Source organism: Endozoicomonas sp. Z74, from assembly GCF_057680865.1.
Genome location: NZ_JBLYZI010000176.1, coordinates 1 through 5,924 on the forward strand (window position 1 = coordinate 1; position 5,924 = coordinate 5,924).

6 protein-coding genes are annotated in these 5,924 nt (G+C 47.6%); 4 read left to right on the forward strand and 2 right to left on the reverse strand.

What is annotated here, in order from left to right; translation table 11 throughout:
* Nucleotides 1-217: 217 nt before the first annotated feature.
* Nucleotides 218-1,363 carry a hypothetical protein gene (locus ACNRUY_RS25570; protein ID WP_488114494.1) on the reverse strand — a complete coding sequence of 382 codons (1,146 nt, stop codon included), beginning with the start codon at nt 1,361-1,363 and terminating at the stop codon, nt 218-220.
* 883 nt (nt 1,364-2,246) lie between these two features.
* On the opposite strand from ACNRUY_RS25570, the gene ACNRUY_RS25575 reads away from it, so the two are divergent.
* Both ACNRUY_RS25575 and ACNRUY_RS25580 read left to right on the forward strand, forming a co-directional pair.
* Nucleotides 2,247-3,290, forward strand: a complete 1,044-nt coding sequence (locus ACNRUY_RS25575; RefSeq protein WP_488114495.1) for an NAD(P)-dependent alcohol dehydrogenase — start codon at nt 2,247-2,249, stop codon at nt 3,288-3,290.
* Nucleotides 3,291-3,574: 284 nt separating this feature from the next.
* A complete protein-coding gene (locus ACNRUY_RS25580) occupies nt 3,575-3,862 on the forward strand; it encodes a hypothetical protein (RefSeq protein WP_488114496.1) in 288 nt (95 codons plus the stop codon).
* Here ACNRUY_RS25580 and ACNRUY_RS25585 read toward each other — a convergent pair.
* Nucleotides 3,850-4,845 (reverse strand): DUF481 domain-containing protein, encoded by a 996-nt coding sequence (locus ACNRUY_RS25585; protein ID WP_488114499.1) that lies wholly within the window; start codon nt 4,843-4,845, stop codon nt 3,850-3,852. The two genes, ACNRUY_RS25580 and ACNRUY_RS25585, sit on opposite strands and share 13 nt — an antisense overlap.
* A gap of 349 nt (nt 4,846-5,194) precedes the next feature.
* Between ACNRUY_RS25585 and ACNRUY_RS25590 the strand changes: the two genes are divergently transcribed.
* Nucleotides 5,195-5,509 (forward strand): MGMT family protein, encoded by a 315-nt coding sequence (locus ACNRUY_RS25590; RefSeq protein WP_488114497.1) that lies wholly within the window; start codon nt 5,195-5,197, stop codon nt 5,507-5,509.
* 85 nt (nt 5,510-5,594) lie between these two features.
* On the forward strand, nt 5,595-5,801 hold the full coding sequence (locus ACNRUY_RS25595) for a hypothetical protein (RefSeq protein ID WP_488114498.1): 207 nt from the start codon (nt 5,595-5,597) through the stop codon (nt 5,799-5,801).
* The last annotated feature ends 123 nt before the right edge of the window (nt 5,802-5,924 follow it).

Below are 5,924 nucleotides of genomic sequence, written 5' to 3' on the forward strand. Positions count from 1 at the left end.
TGATTAGTATGAATCATAAGGGTTACCTTTTTACGATTTAGATTTCAGTGATTTCACCCTCTATCTAAATCGGTAACCCTTCCCTTTTTTGAAGAGGGAATTGTCAGATCAGATCTGAACTAATGCATATAACACATACTCTGGGACCAGATGGCACTTCCAGAGTATGTATCTCACGCTTTTAACCCTGGTTTAAACACAGCATCAATCTCACCACTTATCTGACAGATACTGGTGCAACATAGGGTTGTAATGGGGGACTGGGGATCTCCATAGACTGCCTGCCTTGATCTTGATCGTCATCATTATCATCATGGCGCTGCCATACAAGCTTGCTCAACCGATCGAACAAGGAAGATCTTTCGCCAGCAAAAAAGCGCCAGAATCTTGCATCAGCCAAAAAGCGCCAGAGTCTCACATCAAGCCTTTTCTTGTACGCTCTTTTTCTCTCTCTCTGCTCCGGAATCTTTTTCAGGTCAACCTCGCTCAGACTGCCATACTGAAAACGAGCCAAGCTATTGGTGAACTCTCGATCCCGTTCATTTCTATAAACCAGCCCCCCATGTTGATCTGTTCTTACTGCTCGTTTCTCCCAAAATTCCAAACTCTCTGAATATTGAACATGTTTTTTTTGATCGAAATAAAGAGCCCCCCTGTCATGACTTCCTATGAATTGCAGCTGTGCATAATGTGTACGACCTCCTGTATCTCTCTTATCATCAGGACAGTATGTAGGGAACGCAGGAAATCGGCTGCCTGGAATTAAGAAAAAAGGATGAGTCCAAGGAGCCATGATGTTTCGTGCAATTAAATCACTGGGAGCCTGCGCATAAAATTCTGACGGCAGAGGAACACCCTGCAGTATGTGTAGAATAGCCTGAACACCATCTGCATTTAAAGCCGCCCCAACCCGGGTAGAGAATTTTCCATCAGAAAAAGTTAACCAATCAACATCACCGACCAGTTGATTCAAAAATAGAGAATATTCAAAATCAAAACCACCTTTAATACCAGAGTCATATTCACCAGTGATCAAAACAGCTCTATTTGTGAGATCTGTTTGTTCACCTTCATAAATCAGCACAATTTGATTATAATCAACCCCTTCTTCAAGAATTAAATAGCCATTAGATTGCAATAAATAAAATGCAAGTCTTTGGTGAACATCCAATGTACCTTGTTCGTGCCCCATAGTTAGATCATCATAATTATCAACCACAGGCCTAACAAAAACCCTACCATCCTGCTCTGTAAACTGCAGTAGTTTATCTGACAGGTAAAACTCAAAAGCAGATGAAAATGATGAGTATAAAGAAACCAGTATCAATACCGGTATGCCTAAACAGCGATATCTTATAAACATTGCCTGAACACCTTCATAGTTATATCATAAGCAAACGTCCTAATTACATAAGCTCAATCCCTGAGAAAGGAAATATAGCTCTCATTCAGAACTCGTCAAAATGAGAAATGCTTCCTTAAAAAATCACCTGATTACCACTGAGCCTCAGCCAGCTTGAGAAGCCTTTCTGGTATTACGTGCGGCCATGCAGCCAGGCGTTCTATCATTGCCTAATGTTGAAGCGATAGCAGAACTCGTAAAGATAGTGTTGAAAAAGAGGAGGGTGTTTTCTGAACCACAACCACACATACCGCCATGTTTCTCCACCCCAGTAGGCGTCATCTATCTGAACATGATCTTGCAGGGGCTGGCTGTCGCCTCGCTCCTTCATAACTTGTATTAACTTGTGCTTCATATGCCATGAGACGTTGTATTGGATGCCCAGCTGCCAGGATAACTCAAGAGCAGAAACTCCCTTCTTGGTCTGGGTCATGAGATACACGCCCAAAAAACCAGGTGGTAAGTGAAAACTTTGTAGTCTCCATAATGGTTTCAGTGGTAAGCGAGGTCGGGTGGTAGCAACGGATGCACTGATAAAGCTCATGGGTTTTAAGAGTACAATAATGTTTGCCGCCGTTCTGACCAAGGAAAGCCGTAATGCTCAAGCCTTTTTATAACTGGATTTTGTTCTTAGCCATAACAACACCTCACTCAAACGTAAAACCAGTGTCGTCATTTTAGCCGAGCAATCGAGCTGAGGTTGGATGGTAATCAGGAAAAGTTCAGTGACCTTGATTTCACTTCCCGGTTTTATCTGACCCCATTTATTTATCACATATGTAAAACCAAAAACAACTTTATTCCCAGATAGAGACATTAGAAGAGCGCTTACTGGACTGCAGGTATGGCCAGTGAAATACCTGATATTTGTACTATTATTCCCTGGCCGACCAACTTCTCTACACCCCACTTACTTTGTTATGCAACAAAGGATTTCAACCATGCCCCCCTGGGACCAAAAGATATTGAAGTCCAGGTAACCCATAACGGCCTGTGCCACACCGATTTGCACATGCGCGACAATGACTGGGGCATTACCACTTTTCCCCTGGTGCCAGGGCACGAAGTGGTGGGTAAAGTGACGGATACTGGTGCCCAGGTCACCCAGTTTAAAATCGGTGACCGGGCGGGTTTTGGCTGGATTCGCGATGCCTGCCGGGTCTGCAGCCACTGTCTGGAAGGCCAGGAAAATATCTGTGCCGAAGGATACACAGGGTTGATCGTAGGGCATCACGGTGGGTTTGCTGACCGGCTTCGAGCTCCGGCAGATTTTGCCTATCAAATTCCTGACCAACTGGATTCCGCCCATGCCGCCCCTCTGTTATGCGCAGGTATTACGGTCTACACCCCCCTGCGCACCTATATCACTCGCCCGGGAATGAAAGTGGGTGTATTTGGTATCGGTGGGCTGGGTCACCTGGCCATCAAATTTGCCAGGGCCATGGGAGCAGAAGTCACTGCCTTCTCTACCTCGCCGGATAAAGAGAAAGAAGCCCATGAGTTTGGAGCTCATCACTTCAAACTATTTAATGAAGCCACTTTTAACAGTGCCGCTGGCAGTCAGGCACTGATTATCAACACATCGCCTTCTGGTATTGACTGGCCTTCAGCCCTTAATTTACTGAGTAATGATGGAGTGCTGTGCGTGGTGGGTATTCCCGCTTCTGAACAAATAAGCCTGCCACTGTCGCCACTGGTATTTGGTCAGAAAAAACTGGTCGGAAGTATTGTCGGCGGACGGCATTTTATGAAGGAGATGCTGGAAATGGCAGCCATTCACCAGATTCTCCCCCTGATCGAAACCATGCCCTTAAGCCAGATCAACGAAGCTATGGATCGGGTTGCCAGTAACCAGGCCCGATACCGGATTGTTCTGACCTCTGACTAGCAGCCTGTCGGACTTAAGACAATTCCGGCCTAAAACCCAGAAAGAACGGCCAAATTGTCCGATGAATTCGATTAAATAGGTCAACTATTCGCACGAATCCATCGAAAAATTTGACTCGTTCTACTGAATTTTATGCTCGGAAGCATAAGTCAGACAGGCTGCTAGCCAGAGCCTTTGCCCTGTCGACCTGTTGGGTGCCCGATAACAGGCCCCCACCTTAATCAATGACTTTCCCTGCCGCTAATACCAGAACAGCCCCTTGAAGAATGGACACTGATGGCCACATGAAAGTCAGAAAGACCCTGATTTTTCCCCTGGAACCTGCCCTGTCTGAATCTCCTGGCAAACATTCACTGCTCTTTAAAGCCGCCAACTGGCTGGAAACGGCCATGAGAGCGCTTCAGGAACACAGAGAAGCGGAACAGAGAAGCCTTGAGCGCCCCAAAGCCCTGCCTCCCCCAAGGCGTTTTCCTTTTCGTCGCCGCCTGGTGAAAAGTCGCCAACTATCGCCCTCCAGACATCGCCTTCCGGCATGCTGTGGCTTATCACGAGCCGGATCTCACCACTGGTAGCCAATGCCCATTTTGACCCGATTATCGGTTTTGTAGATGTTTTCCACTGGATCACTGTCATAGTCCAGGGTGTGGGTCAGGTTCCAGGAGACCCGGTCCGTGAGGCCGATCTTGATTCCCTGGGTAATATTGATCAATGTTGTTGACTGGTTCAGCCGGAAAAAAGTCCTGCTGTTGGCGCTGTATTCAAGATTCTCCAGCAGCCGGGTTCGATAATTAAAAATCCAGGTGAGGGCATAATCCTGCTGAGTGTCAGTGATCTGGTATCGTTCCCATAAACGGCTGATACCCCCGCTGGTTTTCAGGGTACCTTCTGCGGTTTCCCAAAAGCGATAACCCAGGCTGCCACCGAGTGATGTCCGGGTTCTCAGGTCGGCATCCGAATCAAACTCCTGGTCCGCGGCCCCCTGGACAAACCAGTGTTCATCCAGATACCGGCTGTAGGCATAACCGAGCTTCCATTCAGAGGTTTTGACCCCTTTTTCACTTTCAACCTCAATGTCCCAGTTAAACGCGTTTTTATTCCACTGGTCATCCACATTGAGTTTGCCCTCAAGCCCCACGATCAGCTTTCTATCATTACCGGACTTGCTGTCCATTGTGGCAACGAGGTCTCCTCCAACCTGCCAGGTATCCGCCAGAGTCGGCTTGTTCAAATGAATCGCTGCCACGGGCCATACGGCCGAAAAAGTCCTTTTTCGGCCGCTTTCATCCACCACCGCCACTCCCGACACCTGCCCCTGAAACTGCCGAAGATGAGCCTGCTTTTCTCCAATCAGGCTCACCCAGAACGACTTGTCGGAGTCGATGGTTTTTACATAACGCCAATCCACCTCTATAGTGCCTGCGTACTGGGTTTTAAAACTCAGTTTTCCCGCATCAAGCTTCAGGATTTCCCCCCGGAGTACATCTCCATTATCCAGCCAGAGCGTGTCAGCCATGGCAGGTAAAGCGACCAGCAGGCTGAAGGCTGCCCCGGCCATTTTTTTCAAGCAGACTAGGCTCCTGCGGAGCAGCATAGATTCAAATTCCCCCGGACAGACAGTGAATAAACCAGTAACCCTGCTGAAAAGCAGGACTCCGGAAACCGGTCACTGATTGAAAACAAGCCTGATTATTTAATGGACAGCTTTTTAACATTTCACAAACATTTCAGCCGTTTTCACGGTTTCAAGGCAGTAGATACGGTCAGGGCGACAGGATTCCATATTTCAGGCCAGCAAATCAACGACAATCTGCTGATAACCGGCACTGGAATGATACACAGGGGTCAGAGTAGGTTATGCTACTAAACACTATCCGAGAGCTATCTTAGAAAACTGGAGAAAGTGATTGTCGACCCCATTTACTCCCACTGAAATCTGGGTCCTGCTCAGCCAGATTCCCACCGGTAAAGTGGTCACCTACGGACAGCTGGCTGAACAGGTTGGAGCAAGAGGTTATGCCAGAGTCGTAGGAAATGTTCTCAAACAACTGCCCGCCGGTACCGACCTTCCCTGGCACCGGGTCATTAACAGTAAGGGATACATTTCTTTTCCAGAAGGCTCAGCCCGCTATAACGAGCAAAAACGCCGACTGGAAAAAGAAGGTATCACCTTACTCTCTGGCAGAGTTAATCTGAAAGCCTATCAGTGGCATGGGGAGTAATCACGGATGGAGCTCCTGAAAAATCATGGCTCCATCAGCATGAGTAAGAATGTCCATAGTGAAGGAAACATAGGGAGAACACAGGATGGATAAAGCACCCGAAGATATCGCCCTGGCCGTTGAGATTATCCGCCAGCTGGAAAACCTGGACTACCCCGCAGAGAGTATCCTTCAAGCCATGATCCATATCTGCCAGGATACTCTGAAAAAAATACCGGACGATGGCTCCCGGGAACTCTGGCAGAGAACGCTTATCCAGGCATTCCAGGCGGATAAAAAAAGGCCACACTAGGCGGCGTTCTCATCTAACCGATCTGCCAGATTTTAACTCAAACTCATGCCAACCAGACCATGATGGCTGCTATTTGAAGCATTCCCGTATAGTTACGCAGAAGCCGCTCGTAACGAGTTGCTA